At 68.0% G+C, this 15,801-nt stretch carries 13 protein-coding genes and 1 pseudogene; all 14 read right to left on the bottom strand.

The window, feature by feature from the left end; translation table 11 throughout:
- Positions 1-12 precede the first annotated feature (12 nt).
- The 14 genes and pseudogenes from astE to hpnJ all read right to left on the bottom strand — a co-directional run bounded on the left by astE (position 13) and on the right by hpnJ (position 15,708).
- Complete coding sequence (astE, locus tag AQ610_RS06360) at positions 13-1,062, bottom strand: succinylglutamate desuccinylase (RefSeq protein ID WP_006025856.1); 1,050 nt, start codon at positions 1,060-1,062, stop codon at positions 13-15.
- On the bottom strand, positions 1,046-2,386 hold the full coding sequence (astB, locus tag AQ610_RS06355) for an N-succinylarginine dihydrolase (protein WP_006025855.1): 1,341 nt from the start codon (positions 2,384-2,386) through the stop codon (positions 1,046-1,048). Before astB ends, astE begins: the two co-directional genes overlap by 17 nt.
- A 13-nt stretch (positions 2,387-2,399) precedes the next feature.
- The gene (gene astD / locus AQ610_RS06350) at positions 2,400-3,863 is read right to left on the bottom strand and encodes a succinylglutamate-semialdehyde dehydrogenase (protein ID WP_006025854.1); all 1,464 of its coding nucleotides are present in this window, start codon (positions 3,861-3,863) and stop codon (positions 2,400-2,402) included.
- Between the two features lie 4 nt (positions 3,864-3,867).
- Entirely contained in the window at positions 3,868-4,917 is a 1,050-nt protein-coding gene (gene astA / locus AQ610_RS06345; RefSeq protein WP_009913095.1) for an arginine N-succinyltransferase, read from the bottom strand.
- Positions 4,914-5,984 carry an arginine/ornithine succinyltransferase subunit alpha gene (gene aruF, locus AQ610_RS06340; protein WP_006025852.1) on the bottom strand — a complete coding sequence of 357 codons (1,071 nt, stop codon included), beginning with the start codon at positions 5,982-5,984 and terminating at the stop codon, positions 4,914-4,916. Before aruF ends, astA begins: the two co-directional genes overlap by 4 nt.
- A 55-nt stretch (positions 5,985-6,039) precedes the next feature.
- Positions 6,040-7,275, bottom strand: a complete 1,236-nt coding sequence (locus tag AQ610_RS06335; RefSeq protein WP_006025851.1) for an aspartate aminotransferase family protein — start codon at positions 7,273-7,275, stop codon at positions 6,040-6,042.
- Between the two features lie 653 nt (positions 7,276-7,928).
- Positions 7,929-8,966, bottom strand: coding sequence for a GlxA family transcriptional regulator (locus AQ610_RS06330; protein ID WP_009913099.1), 1,038 nt, complete (start codon positions 8,964-8,966; stop codon positions 7,929-7,931).
- 27 nt (positions 8,967-8,993) lie between these two features.
- Positions 8,994-9,788, bottom strand: a complete 795-nt coding sequence (locus AQ610_RS06325; RefSeq protein ID WP_006025848.1) for an ABC transporter ATP-binding protein — start codon at positions 9,786-9,788, stop codon at positions 8,994-8,996.
- 21 nt (positions 9,789-9,809) lie between these two features.
- On the bottom strand, positions 9,810-10,523 hold the full coding sequence (locus tag AQ610_RS06320) for an ABC transporter permease (protein ID WP_006025847.1): 714 nt from the start codon (positions 10,521-10,523) through the stop codon (positions 9,810-9,812).
- Positions 10,520-11,209, bottom strand: coding sequence for an ABC transporter permease (locus AQ610_RS06315; RefSeq protein WP_006025846.1), 690 nt, complete (start codon positions 11,207-11,209; stop codon positions 10,520-10,522). The genes AQ610_RS06320 and AQ610_RS06315 overlap by 4 nt, the downstream gene beginning before the upstream one ends.
- A gap of 276 nt (positions 11,210-11,485) precedes the next feature.
- On the bottom strand, positions 11,486-12,076 hold the full coding sequence (locus tag AQ610_RS06310; RefSeq protein WP_006025845.1) for a hypothetical protein: 591 nt from the start codon (positions 12,074-12,076) through the stop codon (positions 11,486-11,488).
- 274 nt (positions 12,077-12,350) lie between these two features.
- Complete coding sequence (locus AQ610_RS06305; RefSeq protein WP_006025844.1) at positions 12,351-13,397, bottom strand: lysylphosphatidylglycerol synthase domain-containing protein; 1,047 nt, start codon at positions 13,395-13,397, stop codon at positions 12,351-12,353.
- Positions 13,394-14,283, bottom strand: a pseudogene (gene hpnK, locus AQ610_RS06300) (hopanoid biosynthesis-associated protein HpnK). The gene AQ610_RS06305 and the pseudogene hpnK overlap by 4 nt, the downstream one beginning before the upstream one ends.
- Before the next feature lie 3 nt (positions 14,284-14,286).
- Positions 14,287-15,708 (bottom strand): hopanoid biosynthesis associated radical SAM protein HpnJ, encoded by a 1,422-nt coding sequence (gene hpnJ / locus AQ610_RS06295; RefSeq protein ID WP_015600896.1) that lies wholly within the window; start codon positions 15,706-15,708, stop codon positions 14,287-14,289.
- Between the last annotated feature and the right edge of the window lie 93 nt (positions 15,709-15,801).

Below are 15,801 nucleotides of genomic sequence, written 5' to 3'. Positions count from 1 at the left end.
GTGTCCCGCGCTTCACGCGAGCGCCGCGTACGTGTCGCGTGTCGTCTCGACGACGAGCAGCCCCGCGCGCAGGCCGGGCTTCACCGACGGATTCGGAAACACGATGCGCTCCTGCGCGTGCCGCACCGCGTAGCGGTAATCGCCGTCGCGCGCGAGCAGCGTGCCCTGCTCAAAAGGCGTGAAATTCGGCACGTCCTTCGCGACGAACAGTTCGAGCGCATCGCTTCGCTTCGTGATCTGATCGACGACCGTGAACACGCGCGGCAGCGCCCCGCGCGCCGCTTCGCGGCGGCCGGACACGAGATTGCGCACCGCCGCGTCGGCAGGCGCGAAGCGCGACAGATCGTTCGCGCCGAACGGCATTACCTTGCCGAGCTCGAGCGTGCACGCGAGCGCGCCGCACGTCTGCGCGCTGAAGTGCGAGAACGTGCTGCCCTGCGTGGTATGCAGCAGCACCGCCGCAATCTTCGCTTCGCCGAGCCACTCGAACATCGTGCGCGTCGGCGGCTCGCCCGTGTGCGGCAGCAGCGCGAACTGCTCGAAGACCGACGCGCGGATCGCCGTGTGCATGTCGATGTGCCAGCGCGCGCCGCGCGCGCGGCCCGCCGTCGCGAAAAACGCCGACGCGGCCGCCTCCAGTTGCGCGGCGCGCGGCGCTTCGCGACTCGTCGCGAGCGACGCGTGCCGGCCGCCGAACAGCCGGTTCAGATCGTCGTCGAGATAGCGCTCGCCCGCGCGCATCGCCCCCGGATTGCCGAGCGCGACGAGGAGCCGGCAGCGCAGCGGCAGCGCGCCGCGCGCGATGTCGCGCACGAGCATCGACAGCAGCTCGATCGGCGCGGTTTCGTCGCCGTGCACGCCCGCCGAAACGAGCACGCTCTGCATGCGCTGCGCCGCGTCGACAGGCTCGAGCTGCAGCAGGCCGTCGCCGAGCCAGCGCCAGCGCACCGCGTGCGCCGCGCACTCGCCCGCATCCGCGCGCGGCGCTTCGCCCGCGAGCGTCAGCGCGAGGAAATCGTCGAGCCAGGCGGCGTCGCGGCCGGAATCAGCGCTGGAAGTCATAGAGCGAGCCGAGGCCGAGAATGTGCGTCAGTTCGTCGAGCGCGGTGCGCGATTCGTCGAGGAGCGCGGGATCGGCGAGATCGGCGGGCGACAGCCGGTCGCGGTAGTGCTTGTCGATCCATGCGTCGAGCGACGCGAACAGCGTGTCGCCGATCCACACGTTCGGCTTCACCGCCGCGCGCTCGTCGTCGCTCAGCACGACGCGCAGCCGCAGGCACGCGGGCCCGCCGCCGTTCTTCATGCTCTCGCGCAGATCGAACACGCGCACGTCGCGAATCGGCCCGTTGCCGGCGGCGAGCGAGTCGAGATACGCGGCTACGTTCGCGTTCTCGCGGCACTCCTGCGGCACGACGAGCAGTTGCTGGCCGTCCTCGCGCGTGAGCAACTGGCTGTTGAACAGGTACGAGCCCACCGCGTCGGCGACGCTCACCGCGCGATCCGGCACCTCGATCACGTTCAGCCGCGCGCCGAGCGCGCCGAGCGACGCGGTGAGCGCGTCGTACACGGCCGCTTTGTCGACGAACGCGCGCTCGTGGCAGAACAGCGTGTCGCGGTTGCCGACCGCGATCACGTCGTTGTGGAACACGCCCGCGTCGATCACGTCCGGGCTCTGCTGCGCGTAGATCGTCGCCGCCTCGCGCAGGCCGTGGCGATGCGCGACCGCGCGGCTCGCCTCGAAGGTCTGGCGCGCCGGGAAGCGTGTCGGCTCCGGCCCGCGGCGATATTCGGCGCGGCCGTACACGAAGAACTCGACGCCGGGCGCGCCGTATTCCGCGCAAAAGCGCGTGTGGTTCGCGGCGCCCTCGTCGCCGAGCGCCGGCGTGCCGGGCAACGCGTCGTGCACCGCGAAGCGCGTTTCGTCCGCGAAGATCGCGGCGAGCGTGCGGCGTGTCGCTTCATGCTCGATCGCGCGATGCAGCTTGCTGCACAGGTTGGCCGGCGTGAAGTGCACGCGGCCGTCGCTCGTGTCGGCGGACGGACTCACCGTCGCCGCGTTCGCGGTCCACATCGCCGACGCGGAGCTCGCGGCGGCGAGCAGCTCGGGCGCCTGCTTCGCGGCCTTCGCGATCACGTCGGCGTCCTTGCCGGAGAAGCCGAGCTCGCGCAACAGGCGCAGCGACGGCCGCTCCTGCGGCGGCAGCACGCCCTGCGCGAAGCCGAGGTCGGCGAGCTGCTTCATCTTGCGCAGCCCCTGCTTCGCGGCCGCCTTCGGGTTCGCGTCGGACTTCTCGTTCGACAGCGACGCGACGTTGCCGAACGACAGCCCCGCGTAGTTATGGGTCGGGCCGACGAGCCCGTCGAAATTGGCTTCCTTAGCGTTCATCGTCGCATCCTGCTCAGAAATGAAGGCCCGGCGACAGGCTCGCGGGCATCTGCAATTGCGCGCTCTCGACCGACGCCATCGGATACGCGCAGTAATCGGCCGCGTAGTACGCGCTCGGGCGATGGTTGCCCGAGCGGCCCGCGCCGCCGAACGGCGCCGCCGACGACGCGCCGTTGGTCGGCCGGTTCCAGTTCACGATGCCGGCGCGGATCGCGCGGCGGAACGTGTCCCAGGCTTTTTCGTCGTCGGCGAGCAGGCCCGCCGACAGGCCGAACGCGGTATCGTTCGCGCGCGCGATCGCATCGTCGAGATCCGTGTAGCGAACGATCTGCGCAAGCGGGCCGAAGTGCTCCTCGTCGGGCAGCTCGCGCACGGGCGTGACGTCGAGGATCGACGCGTTGACGAAGCCGAGCGCCGGATCGCGCTGCCTCATCTCGATGATGGGCGCGGCGCCCAGCCCGACGAGCTTCGCCTGCGCGGCGACGAGGCGCGACGCCGCGCGCGCGGAGATCACCGCGCCCATGAACGGCTGCGGATCGGCGTCGTAGACATCGGCCGTGATCTTCGATGCGACGTCCGCGAAGCGCGCGAGGAAGCGCTCGCCGAACGCGCCGTGCGGCACGAGGATCCGGCGCGCGCACGTGCAGCGCTGCCCCGCCGACAGGAACGCCGACTGGATCGCGTGGTGAACGGCCGCGTCGATGTCCTCGACGTCGGCGACGACGAGCGGATTGTTGCCGCCCATCTCGAGCGCTAGCACGATCTCGGGCCGGCCGCCGAACTGCCGGTGCAGCAGCGTGCCCGTGTCGGAGCTGCCGGTGAAGAAGAGGCCGTCGATCTGCCGATGGTTCGCGAGTGCGACGCCCGTGTCCTTCTCGCCCTGCACGAGGTTCAGCACGCCCGCGGGCAGCCCAGCGTCGCGCCAGGTCTCGACGGTGGCGCGCGCGACGCCGGGCGCGAGCTCCGACGGCTTGAACACGACAGTGTTCCCCGCGATGAGCGCGGGCACGATGTGCCCGTTCGGCAGGTGGCCCGGGAAGTTGTACGGACCGAACACCGCGACGACGCCGTGCGGACGGTGCCGCAGCACCGCGACGCCGTCCGCCATCGGCGTGCGCTTCTCGCCGGTGCGCTCGTGATATGCGGCGATCGAAATGTCGACCTTCGCGGCCATCGACGCAACCTCGGTGCGCGCCTCCCACAGCGGCTTGCCGGTCTCGCGGCCGATCATCGTCGCGAGCGCTTCCTTGTGCTCGACGAGGAGCGCGGCGAAGCGCTTGACGATCGCGCAGCGCGCGTCGAGATCGAGCGCGGACCACGCGGCGAACGCGCGGCGCGCGCTCGCGACCGCGCGCTCGACGTCGTCCGCCGACGCGCTCGCGCCTTCCCACACGCGCTCGTTCGTGCCGGGGTTGCGCGAAGCGAAGACGGGGCCCGCGCCGTCGCGCCAGGCGCCGTCGATGAAGAGTTCAGTCATTTCGTTATCCCTGTTTCGGTTTGAGCGGCAGCACGCGCACGGGATCGCCCGCGCTCACGCGCAGCGCGGCGGCGTCCTCGGCCGACAGCGTGAACGCGCCTTCGTCGACGAGCCCCGGCGCGATGCCGACGCGAAAATCGGTGAGCGACGTGTTCGACACGAGCGAGCGCGGCGCGTTGTCTTGCCCTTCGCGCCCTTCGCGCCCTTCGCGCGAGCCGATCGCGACCGGCACGACGACGCTCTCGCGCACCGTGCGCAGATCCGACACGTGGCATTCGAGCACGGGGCCCGCGTCGAAGATGTCGACATGGTTCTGATAGCGCAGCCCTTCCGCTTCGAGCATCTTGCGCGCGGGCAGCGTGTCGCGGTGCGTGACGCCGATCACGTCCTGCGCGTCCTGCGGCAGCAGGTCGACGTACACCGGAAAGCGCGGCATCAGCTCCGCGAGGAACGACTTGCGGCCATGCGAGCTCAGATAGTCGGCGGCGTTGAAGTCGATCTGATAGAAATGCGAACCGACCGCGCGCCAGAACGGCGACGTGCCGTCGTCGTCGAAGTGCCCGCGCAGCTCCGCGCAGATGCGCTCCGGAAAGCGTTCGCGAAACTGCGTGATGAACATGAAGCGCGAGCGCGACAGGAGGCCGCCGACGCCGCCCGTGCGGTAGCGCGGGCTCAGGAACAGCGAGCACACTTCCGCGTAGCCCGTCAGGTCGTGCGAGATGTTCAGCAGCGACATCTTCGTCCACACGCCGAGATCCTGGCTCGCGTGGACGACGGTGCTCACGCGGTAGTTGTAGAACGGCTGCGCGAGGCCGACTTCGGTTTCGATGCCGCATACGCCGGCGATGTCGCCCGACTGCGAATCCTCCATCACGAAGAAGTAGCCGGCTTCGGCGGGCGGCGCGAGATTGCCGAGCGTGCGGCGCGTGCGCTCGATGCGCGCGGCGAGCGCGTCGCGGTCCGGCTTGAACGTGGTGAGGCCCGGTCCGGTTTCCTGCGCGAGCGCGACGAGCGCGTCCACGTCGCCCGTTTGTACGACCCGAACGACGATCATGCTGCGTCTCCTGGTTGGTCCGTCGGTTGGTCCACCGGTTGGCCGTCGCGCTGATGCAGCGGCACGCAGCGCACCGTGTCGCCGTCAGCGACGCCGAGCGCCGTGCGCGCATCGGCGGGCAGCGGCGCGTCGGCGCTGTCGGCGGGCAAGTCCGCGAGCACGCAGCGGAACGCGTCGCCGCGCCCGCTCGACAGCAGATACGTGGCGCCGCCGTGCGCGCGCGCCGCCTCGCGCACCGTGCGATCGGCGTGCTTCGTCACGCACGCGGTGCGGTCGACCTGCGCGGTCAGCACGGGGCCGGCGTCGAAGATGTCGACATAGCGGTCCGGTTCGAAGCCTTCTTCGAGATGGATGTCGTACGCGAGGAGCGCATGCTCGTTCGGCTCGCCGAGCACGCGTTGCGCGGCTTCAGGCAAGAGCGGCACATAGAGCGGATAGGTCGGCATCACTTCGGCGATGAACGTGCGGCTGCGGCCGCCCGATTCGATCTCGACCGCCGCGAAGTCGCGCCCGAAGAACTTGCGGCCCACCGCTTCCCAGAACGGCGACGCGCCCGTCTCGTCGGTGACGCCGAGCAGCAGCGAGAACACCTCGGGCGTGAAGCGGTTGCGATTCGCGGCGATGTACATCATCCGTGCGCGCGAGAGCAGGTGCGCGGCGGCGTCGCCGCGCAGCGACGGATCGACATAGAAGCCGGCGAGCCGGCTCTTGCCCGTCAATTCGTGCGACATCGTGAGCGCGTGGATCTTGCGGTTCACGTGCAGCTCGCGCGACGCGTGGATCAGCGCGTCGTTGCGAAACGCGTAGAACGGCTCTGAGTAGCCGGCCGCGGCGACGACGCTCGCGGTGCCGAGCAGCTTGCCTGTGGCGCTGTCCTCGAGCACGAACAGATAGAACTCCTCGCCGGGGAAGTCGACTTCCGCGCGAAACGAGTCCTCGGAAAGCGCGACGCGCGCTTCGAGCGCCGCGCGGTCGTGCGGCAGCGAGTGCAGCACGGGTTGCGCGGTGCGCGCCATCTGCGCGAGCGCGTCGAGATCGGCGAGTTTGCCGGGGCGTACGAAGAGCATCGTCGGTCCTGTCTACGTCAGCGATTGGGCTGCTTGGGGGCGGCTCAGGGTCGGCTTAGCGCGACGCGGTTTCGGCTTGCGCGGCGAGCACCTGCTCGACGGCCTTCCCGAAGCGCGCGAGGCCTTCGTCGAGCACGTCGAGCGGAATCACGAGCGACGGCGCGAAGCGCAGCACGTTCGGGCCGGCGATCAGCATGATGACGCCGTGCTCGGCCGCGGCCGACACGAAGTCCTTCGCGCGGCCGTCGAGTGCGTCGACGAGTTCGGCGCCGATCAGGAGGCCCTTGCCGCGAACCTCCTTGAAGAGCTTGAAGCGCGCGTTGATTTTTTCGAGCGTGGCCGTGAGGCGCGCGCTGCGTTCGTTGACGCCTTCGAGGAGCGCGGGATCGCTGACGAGCTCGACGACCTTGTCGGCGATCGCCGACGCGAGCGGATTGCCGCCGTATGTCGTGCCGTGCACGCCGACCTTGAAGTGCGCGGCGAGCGCTTCGGTGGTGAGCATCGCGCCGATCGGGAAGCCGTTGCCGAGCGCCTTCGCGGTGGTCAGGATGTCGGGTGTGACGCCCGTGTCCATGTACGCGTAGAAGTGGCCGGTGCGGCCGACGCCCGTTTGCACTTCGTCGAAGATGAGGAGTGCGCCGTGCGCGTCGCACGCTTCGCGCAGCGCCTCGAGGAAGGCGGGATCGGCGGGAATGACGCCGCCCTCGCCCTGGATCGGCTCGACGATGACCGCGCAGGTCCTCGGGCCGATCGCGGCCTGGGCGGCGGCGATGTCGTTGAACGGCAGATGCTTGATGCCTTCCGGCACGGGGCCGAAGCCTTCGGAGTACTTCGACTGGCCGCCGACGCTGACGGTGAAGAACGTGCGGCCGTGGAACGACTGGAGAAACGACACGATTTCGTACTTGTCGGCGCCGTGGCGTTCGAACGCGACGCGGCGCGCGAGCTTGAGGGCGGCCTCGTTGGCTTCGGCGCCGGAGTTTGCGAAGAATGCGCGGTCGGCGAACGTGAGCGATTCGAGACGCTTCGCGAGGCGCAGGACGGGCTCGTTCGTGTAGCCGTTGCCGATGTGCCAGAGCTTGCGGCTTTGCTCGTCGAGCACCTTGAGGAGTTCCGGATGACCGTGGCCGAGCGCGGTGACGGCGATGCCGCCGGCGAAATCGACATAATCGCGGCCTTCCGTGTCCCAGACGCGCGAGCCCTCGCCGCGATCGGGGACGAACGGCGCGGGCGAGAACACCGGCACCATCACTTCATCGAAAGTCTGACGGGACACGTTCGGGCTCTTCATGACGATTCCTTTCGTTTCGTAAGAGGTAACAGATTCAAGTTTAGGCAACGTCGCGGGATGCGTCTTGCGCAATTGCGACGGGATTTATCGGAGGGGGCTTTTGCCACCTTTTTCGGTGGGGGATGGTTTCTCTGTCGGTCATTTGTGTGTGTGTTGCGTGAATGGCCTGTGATGTTTTCGGTCCATTGGCGTCGCCCCTCCCCGGGGCGGGGGTCACTTTTCTTTGTCTTGCCAAAGAAAAGTAACCAAAAGAAAGGCGCGTCCTTGGGCGGACAGCAAAGGGAGCTACGCTTCCTCTTCCCGCCAGCTTTCCCGCTCGATTCGCTGTACCCATCGTCCGAGCGCAGCGAGGATGGAGCGGCGGGAGGTATACCGCTCTGGTGAACGGTTCGACGACACCGACCCTGCGCGATCCCCTTGGCGTTCTTGTCTGACGCGACTCGTTAGGGGCTGTGCCAGTTTGCTGGAGCCTGGCAACGTAGGCCGGGGCCGAAAAAGCGCCTTTCTTTTGGTTACTTTTCTTTGGCAAGACAAAGAAAAGTGACCCCCGCCCCGGGGAGGGGCAACGCCAATGGACCGAAAACATCACAGGCCATTCACGCCCCCCAAAAGCACCGCCAAAAACTGCCACAAAAAAACGCCCCGACGACCACTCAATCCCCATCGCTGGGCCGCTCGACCAGCGCCCCCGCCCGAGGCGGCTCGACGCCCCCATGCTGCTTCTCGAGCCAGGCCCGCCGATCTTCACGCGGCGTCACCCCGAACCGCTCCCGATAAGCATTGGAGAAATGCGCAGCAGAAGAAAACCCACAAGCAAGACTCACCTGCACGACGGACTTGCTCGTGCGCTGCAACTGCGTGCGGGCCTTCAGGAGCCGCAAATTGAGGTAATACTTGGACGGCATCGCGCCGAGATATTGTCTGAAGAGCCGCTCGAGCTGCCTGCGCGACACGCCGACGAGCCCCGCGATCTCGTCGGTCGCGAGCGGGTCCTCGATGTTCGCCTCCATCAGCAGCAACGCATCGTTCAACCGCGGGTGCCGCTCGCCCGGCGCCGTCACGAACGGAATCCGCTGGCGCGCCTCGCCGCTTCTGAGCGGCCCCGTGCCGAGCGCATCCGCAATCCGCTCCGCCAGCTCCGGCCCCTGGTCGCGGCCGATCATCGCCAGCATGAAGTCGACGCTCGCCTGGCCGCCCGCGCATGTCGCGCGATCGCGGTCGATCTCGAAGATCTGCTGCGTGACGATCGAGCGCTCGAACTGTTCGGCGAACTGCTGGTAGGTCTCCCAGTTCACGCTGACCCGGTAGCCCGACAGTTGCCCCGCCATCGCGAGCCACCATACGCCGTGATGGATGCCCGTCACGAGCGGCGTGCGCTGACCGACCCGCGCGAGGCTCGCGAGAAAAAGCCGGTAGTCGGCGAACTGCTGGAACCGCTCGCTCACGACGATCAGCCAGTCGCAGACGATCGCATCGTTGAACGCCGCGTCCGCGTGCCATTGCGCGCCGCCCGCAAGCGGCACCGCACGTCCGTCCCACGAGCACACCCGCCAGCGGTACAGCAGACGCCCGTCGATCTCGTTCGCGAGATTCAGCGCGTCGACGATCGGCCCGACACCCGACATCGACACGGGCGGCAATGCAACGATCGCCACCTGTATCGTGCGCGCGGGGCTGCCTGGGCGATTCACGGACGTCACGACCTGCCGCGTCGGCCGTTACTTGAGGCTGCCCGACAGGAACTGCTTCAGGCGCTCGCTCTTCGTGCCGCCGAACACCTCGGCAGGCGCGCCCTCCTCCTCGACGCGACCCTGGTGCAGGAACATCACGTGATTCGACACGTTGCGCGCAAAGCCCATCTCGTGCGTGACGACGATCATCGTCCGCCCTTCCTCCGCGAGCTTCTGCATCACCTTCAGCACTTCGCCGACCAGCTCCGGATCGAGCGCCGACGTCGGCTCGTCGAACAGCATCACGTCCGGGTGCATCGCCAGCGCACGCGCAATCGCGACGCGCTGCTGCTGGCCGCCCGACAAATGCGACGGATACTGCTTCTCCACCCGCGGCGCGAGACCGACCTTCTCCAGATATTCGCGCGCGCGCCCCTCCGCCTCCCGCCTCGAAATCCCCAGCACGTGCACGGGCGCTTCCATCACGTTCTCCAGCACGTTCATGTGCGACCACAGATTGAAGTGCTGGAACACCATCGCGAGCTTCGTGCGAATCCGCTGCAGTTGCTTGTGATCGGCGACTTCGAGATTGCCCGCGCGATCGGTCTTCGTGCGCACCGTCTCGCCGTCGACGACGATCTGACCCGCGTTCGGCCGCTCGAGGAAGTTGATGCAGCGCAGGAACGTGCTCTTGCCCGAGCCGGACGCGCCGATCACGCTGATCACGTCGCCCGCCTTCGCGTTCAGCGACACGCCCTTGAGCACCTCGTTGTCGCCGTAGCGCTTGTGGATGTCCCGTGCCTCGAGCTTGCACGCGGCATTCGTGGTCGTGGTCTCTGCCAACTGGCTCTCCCTGGAGTGAAATCAATGACGGCCGGCCGCGAGATACGCGAGCCAGTGGCGCTCGGCCCGACGAAAGGCCGCGACGAGTGCGAACGATACCGCAAGATAGATCAGCGCGGCGATTCCGAACGACTGGAACGCCATGTACGTCGCCGAATTCGCGTCTCGCGCGACCTTCAGGATGTCGGGCACGGTCGCCGTGAACGCAACCGTCGTCGCGTGCAGCATCAGGATCACCTCGTTGCTGTAGAGCGGCAATGCGCGGCGCAGCGAAGACGGCAGGATCACCCGGCGATACATCGTGAACGGGCCCATTCCGTACGCGCGCGCCGCCTCCACCTCGCCGTGCGCAATCGCGCGGATCGCGCCCGCGAAGATTTCGGTCGTGTACGCGCAGGTGTTCAGCGCGAACGCGAGAATCGCGCAGTTGAAGCCGCTCCTGAAGAACGCGTCGAGGAACGCGTGATCGCGAACGAACGCGAGGCTGTACATCCCCGTGTAGATGAGGAGCAACTGCACGTAGAGCGGCGTGCCGCGGAACACGTACGTGTAGAAGCGCACGGGCGTCGACAGCCAGCGCTTCTTCGACACCCGCGCAACCGCGAGCGGCACCGCGCAGACGAAGCCGATCGCGATCGACGCGACGAGCAGCCACAGCGTGACGGCGAGCCCCGACACGCGCTGGCCGTCCCAGTAGAGGAACGCGCGCCCGAATTCCTGGAGAATCCCGATCATAGTTCCGCGTGCCTCACGCCGATGGAATAACGCTTCTCGAGCTGCTTGAGCACGAGATTGGAGGCCGTCGTGATCGCCAGATAGACGAGCGCCGCGACGAGAATGAAGAAGAACATGTTGAACGTGCTCTTGCCCGCGTCCTGCGCGGCTTTCACGATGTCGGCGAGACCGATGATCGACACGAGCGCGGTCGCCTTCACGAGCACCTGCCAGTTGTTGCCGATGCCGGGCAGCGCGAAGCGCATCATCTGCGGAAACATGATCCGCACGAACACGCGCATCCCGCCCATCCCGTACGCGCTGCCCGCCTCGAGCTGACCGCGCGGCACCGCGAGGAACGCGCCGCGGAACGTCTCGGTGAAATACGCGCCGTAGATGAACCCGAGCGTCAGCACGCCGGCGACGAACGGATCGATGTCGATCTGATCCCAGTTCATCAGATCGGTGAACTGGTTGAGCCAGATCTGGATGCTGTAGAACAGCAGCAGCATCAGCACGAGATCGGGCACCGAGCGGATGAGCGTCGTGTAGCCCGTCGCGATCGCGCGCAGCACGCGATTGTGCGAGAGCTTCGCGATCGCGCCGGCGAGGCCGAGCAGCACCGCCGCCGCGAGCGACAGCACCGACAGCTCGATCGTCTGCACGGTGCCCGCCCAGATGAGCGGACCAAAGCCGTATAGGAACACGCTTGTCTCCGTGATCGTGAAGGGGAACGGCGCGCGGATGACTGCGCCGGTTTGACGCGGATAGTCGCAAGCGAAAAAAAACCGCTCAAATGGCGGTGGCGCGCGATGCTGCGTTGCAACATCGCACCGACGCCGCCGCGCGCGGCGCGCACAGCACTGTTTTAGCGGGGTAAACGTCGGTTCCGTGCGTTGCCGGCCGCGCGCCGTCTGCGGCTTTTTTGCAAGTTTCGGGTCGCTTTTGCGATAGAGCCGACGGGGTCGGCGGGCGAGCGGCGCTCAGTGCCCCTTCAGGATGTCGGAGCGCGAAGTCGTGTAGACGAGCCCGTCCGGCCCGAAATGGACGTTGAAGAACGCGTCCTGATTGACGCCGTCCTCGAGCCAGCGCCAGCTCCACACCGTCTCCGGCTTGAGCGGGTAGCGCGCGACCTCGGTCGGCTTGCCGAGCAGACGCCGCACCTCGTCCTGCGTCATGCCCGAGCGGATCTTCGCGAAGTTCGCGGCCGTCAGCACCTGCGTCGCGGCGACGAAGCGGCCGTTCGCGTCGATGTCGACCATGTACGTCTCGTTGCCCATCGGGCCGCGCGGGTATTCGAGCCGCTTCGAGCCGTCGGTGTAGGCGCGCTCCGTCTCGGGCCGCCCCATCTGGCTGCGGATCTCGGCCTCGGTCGTCACGCCGGGCGTGAGCCCCTTGAGGAACAGCGGCGCGGGCTTGATCGCGTTGAAGAAATCCTTGAATCGCTGCACGGTCTGCTCGCTTTGCTGATCGTCGCAACCGGCGAGCGCGAGCGCCGCGCCGAGCATCGCGACAGGGAGGATACGGAATCGGAACATCGTCATCGGGAAACGGCGCGTCTTCGCGCGTGACATCGAACACGCGCGCAAGCATACCGCACCGCGGCCGTCGCACCCGGAAAGCGCAATTCGGCGCGGCGAGCGGGCGGGCGATTCCCCCCCGGGGGCCGGGGCGGGAAAGGAGGAAAATCGGAAACCCGTCGACCGCATGGCCGGGGGATCGCCACCGACGGAAGCACTGGGCGCGCACGAGGCCCGCGCCTTTGAGGCTTTGAGCCACCGGAGCATCGATCCGCCGCGCCCGCGAGTCAACGCCCGAACGAAAGCGCCCCGCCGCTCGGCCGCGCGCTCACAGCATGGGCTCGGCCTGCCGCTCGCGCCGCGCCTCGGCGGCCGCGACGCGCGCCGCGCGCCGCGCATGGCTGCGAATCCGCCGCCGCGTGCGCGACAGCTCGACGAACTGCCACGACCCGAGCGCGAGCGCGCCGAACAGCAGCTCGCGCACGCGCTTGACGAGCGCGAGCGACAGCGCCGCCTCGCGGCCGACGCCGAACATCTGCGCGAGCAGCACGACGGTCGCCTCCTGCACGCCGAGACCGCCCGGCACCATGAATGCCGCATGCCGCACCGCCTGCGTCATCGCCTCGATCGCGATCGCGCCGCCGATCGACACCGGATGGCCGAGCAGCGCGAGCGCCCAATAGATCTCGAGCGCGCCGGCGACATAACCCGCGAGCTGCCAGAAGAACGCGCGGAACAGCAGGCCCGCGCGCGACATCAGCGCATCGATGTCGGCGTCGAGGCGCTTGCCGTCGACGCCCTGCAGCAGCCGGTGCGAATCGCCGAGCAGCCGGCTCGCGAAGCGCTCGATCGCATGGAAGACGCCGCCGCGCCGCATCAGCACGAATCCGAGCACGGGGATCGGCAGCGACAGCACGAGCCCGACGCCGATCGTCCTCGCGCCGACGCTCTCCTGCGTCGCAGCGAGCAGCAGCACGAGCCCGAGCGCGGCGAACGCGTACTGGACGGCGATCGTCACGAGCACCTCGACGATCACCGACGCCGTCACGCGGCTCGCATCGGGCACGCGCCAGCGCGCGAGCCGGATGCCGACGATCTCGCCGCCGACGCCGACGACGGGCAACAGCCGGTTCACCGCCTCGCGCACGGTCGCGATCCACCAGAGGAACGGCAGCGACGCGCGCTTGTCGAGCAGCAGACGCCACGCGTGCGCGTCGAGCAGCAGCGGCAGCCCGTGGAACGGCACGAGCCACAGCAGCGCGAAGCCGGCCTGGCCGATCACGCGGCCGACGTCGCCGACGCCCTCGCGCACGACGAGCGCGAGCAGGATCGCAATCCCGATCGGCCAGCCGAGCCATTTGATCCAGCGGGTCATGACGGCTGCGCTCCGCTCATCCGCGCGCCGCGCGCGGCATCCGTGCGCGCGCGCCGCCGTCGAACACGTCGGCGAAGCCGCCGCACGCGACGCCCGCCGCCTGCACCGCGGCCGCGACGCGCGGCGACAGCAGCGCGGCGAGTTCGTCGGCCGGCCGGTAGTCGCGCATCGACGGCGTGATCGGGCCGTCGCCCGCCTCGGCCGGATGGCTGTAGATCTCGCCGACGCCCGCGGGCAGCTTCGCGAGCGCTGCGAGCAGCGCCGCCTCGTCCATCGCGCCCGAGTGCTCGATGCCGACGACGTAATCGTTGTGCGCGATGCCCGCGCGGTCGAGCCGCGCGCGCACGAGCGCGATCCACGGCTTCAGCCAGAACGGCGTCGACGGCTCGCACGGCAGCCGCATCGCGGAGAGCCCGAACTCGCGGCCGATGTCGACGATCATCGACAGCACGGTCGGATGCAGATGGAAATGCTTGTGCGTGTTCACGTGATCGAGCGCGAGCCCGGTCGCCGCGAACGCGTCGAACTGCGCGCGGATCTCGCGGCGCAGTTGCGCCCGCACATGCGGCAGGAAGAAGAAGCGGCAGCCGTCCTTCGCCATCGCGTCGCGAAAGCGACCGTCGGGACCGACGAGCGCGGGGATCTCGCGCGCGGGCAGCGTCGCGGGCCCGTCGGCAAGCACGACGTGCAGGCCGACGGCGAGCGACGGCAGGCGCTTCGCGCGCTCGACCGCGTCGCGCGCGGCCGGCGCGCCGACCATCAGGCTCGCGGCCGAGAGCACGCCGTCGCGGTGCGCGCGCTCGACGGCCGCATTGACCCGCTCATGCAGGCCGAAGTCGTCCGCCGTGAAGATCAGCGCACGCGGCGCCGCGCCGGAAGCCGCCACCGATCACGCCTCATGCGCGCGCAGGAAACGGAAGAACTCGACGCCCTCGCGCAAACGGCGCTTCATCATCTCCCAGCTCGTCAGCATTTCGCGGAGGATTTCCCAGATCTTCGACGGGCGGAAGTAGAACTCGCGATAGAAGTGCTCGAGCTCGTGATAGATCTCCTCCTTCGGCAGGTGCGGATAGCCGATCGCGGCGAGCTGCACGCCTTCCTTGCTGACGAGGTTGATCGTCTTGTTCTCTTCCATCCAGCCGTTCTCGATCGCCTGGTTGTACAGGCGCGTGCCAGGATACGGCGCGGCGAGCGACACCTGGATCGTGTGCGGATTGATTTCCTTCGCGTACTCGATCGTCTTCTTGATCGTTTCCTTCGTCTCGCCCGGCAGGCCGAGGATGAAGGTGCCGTGGATCTTGATGCCGAGCTTCCTGCAATCTTCATTGAAGCGGCGCGCGATGTCGGTGCGCAGGCCCTTCTTGATGTTCAGCAGGATCTGGTCGTCGCCCGACTCGTAGCCGACGAGCAGCAGCCTCAGGCCGTTCTCCTTCATGATCTTCAGCGTCGAATACGGGACGTTCGCCTTCGCGTTGCACGACCACGTGACGCCGAGCTTGCCGAGCCCGCGTGCGATTTCCTCGACGCGCGGCTTGAAGTCGGTGAACGTGTCGTCGTCGAACATGATCTCCTTGACTTCCGGCATGTTGTCGCGAATCCACTTCACTTCCGCGAGCACGCTCTCGACCGAGCGCGTGCGATAGCGATGGCCACCGACCGTCTGCGGCCACAGGCAGAACGTGCACTTCGAGCGGCAGCCGCGGCCCGTGTAGATCGACACGTACGGGTAGTTCAGATAGCCGATGAAGTAGTTGTCGATCTTCAGGTCGCGCTTGTAGACGGGCGCGACGAACGGCAGCTCGTCCATGTTCTCGATCATCGGGCGCGCTCCGTTGTGCTCGATCGAGCCGTCCTTCGCGCGGTAGCTCATCCCGAGGATCTCGGCGAACGGCAAGCCTGCCGCGATGTCCTTGCACGTGTAGTCGAATTCCTCGCGGCACACGAAATCGATCGCTTCCGTCGCGGCGAGCGAGTTGTGCGGATCGACCGCGACCTTCGCGCCGACCATGCCGACGAGCATCGACGGCTTCATCTTCTTCAGGTCTTCCGCGAACATCGCGTCGGTCGGGAACGACGGCGTGCTCGTGTGGATGATCACGAGATCGTAGTCCTGCGCGATCTTGAGCGTCTCCTCGACCGACAGGCCGTCGGCGGGCGCGTCGAGGACGCGGCTGCCCGGCACGAGTGCAGCCGGCTGCGCGAGCCAGGTCGGATACCAGAAGGATCGGATCTCGCGCTTCGCCTGGTAGCGGGAGCCCGCGCCGCCGTCGAAGCCGTCGTACGACGGTGCCTGCAAGAACAGCGTTTTCATGAATGCTCCGGTAGCCTGCTGCATAGATATCAATTCGTTCCAGTACAAATGTTTCGAAAAACCGCGGACGGCCCGCCGCCGCCCGCGCATCCG

It is taken from the genome of Burkholderia humptydooensis (assembly GCF_001513745.1).
Taxonomy (GTDB): Bacteria; Pseudomonadota; Gammaproteobacteria; order Burkholderiales; family Burkholderiaceae; genus Burkholderia; species Burkholderia humptydooensis.
The sequence above is the reverse complement of the archived record's forward strand: the minus strand, read 5'-3'. Positions and strand labels throughout refer to the sequence as shown.

Bases quoted from the DNA above. Each gene is read 5' to 3' on its own strand.
- AQ610_RS06335 (WP_006025851.1), bottom strand. From the start codon at position 7,275: ATGAAGAGCCCGAACGTGTCCCGTCAGACTTTCGATGAAGTGATGGTG.
- astD (WP_006025854.1), bottom strand. From the start codon at position 3,863: ATGACTGAACTCTTCATCGACGGCGCCTGGCGCGACGGCGCGGGCCCC.
- astA (WP_009913095.1), bottom strand. From the start codon at position 4,917: ATGATCGTCGTTCGGGTCGTACAAACGGGCGACGTGGACGCGCTCGTC.
- aruF (WP_006025852.1), bottom strand. From the start codon at position 5,984: ATGCTCTTCGTACGCCCCGGCAAACTCGCCGATCTCGACGCGCTCGCG.
- hpnJ (WP_015600896.1), bottom strand. From the start codon at position 15,708: ATGAAAACGCTGTTCTTGCAGGCACCGTCGTACGACGGCTTCGACGGC.
- astE (WP_006025856.1), bottom strand. From the start codon at position 1,062: ATGACTTCCAGCGCTGATTCCGGCCGCGACGCCGCCTGGCTCGACGAT.
- AQ610_RS06310 (WP_006025845.1), bottom strand. From the start codon at position 12,076: ATGTCACGCGCGAAGACGCGCCGTTTCCCGATGACGATGTTCCGATTC.
- AQ610_RS06305 (WP_006025844.1), bottom strand. From the start codon at position 13,397: ATGACCCGCTGGATCAAATGGCTCGGCTGGCCGATCGGGATTGCGATC.
- astB (WP_006025855.1), bottom strand. From the start codon at position 2,386: ATGAACGCTAAGGAAGCCAATTTCGACGGGCTCGTCGGCCCGACCCAT.
- AQ610_RS06320 (WP_006025847.1), bottom strand. From the start codon at position 10,523: ATGATCGGGATTCTCCAGGAATTCGGGCGCGCGTTCCTCTACTGGGAC.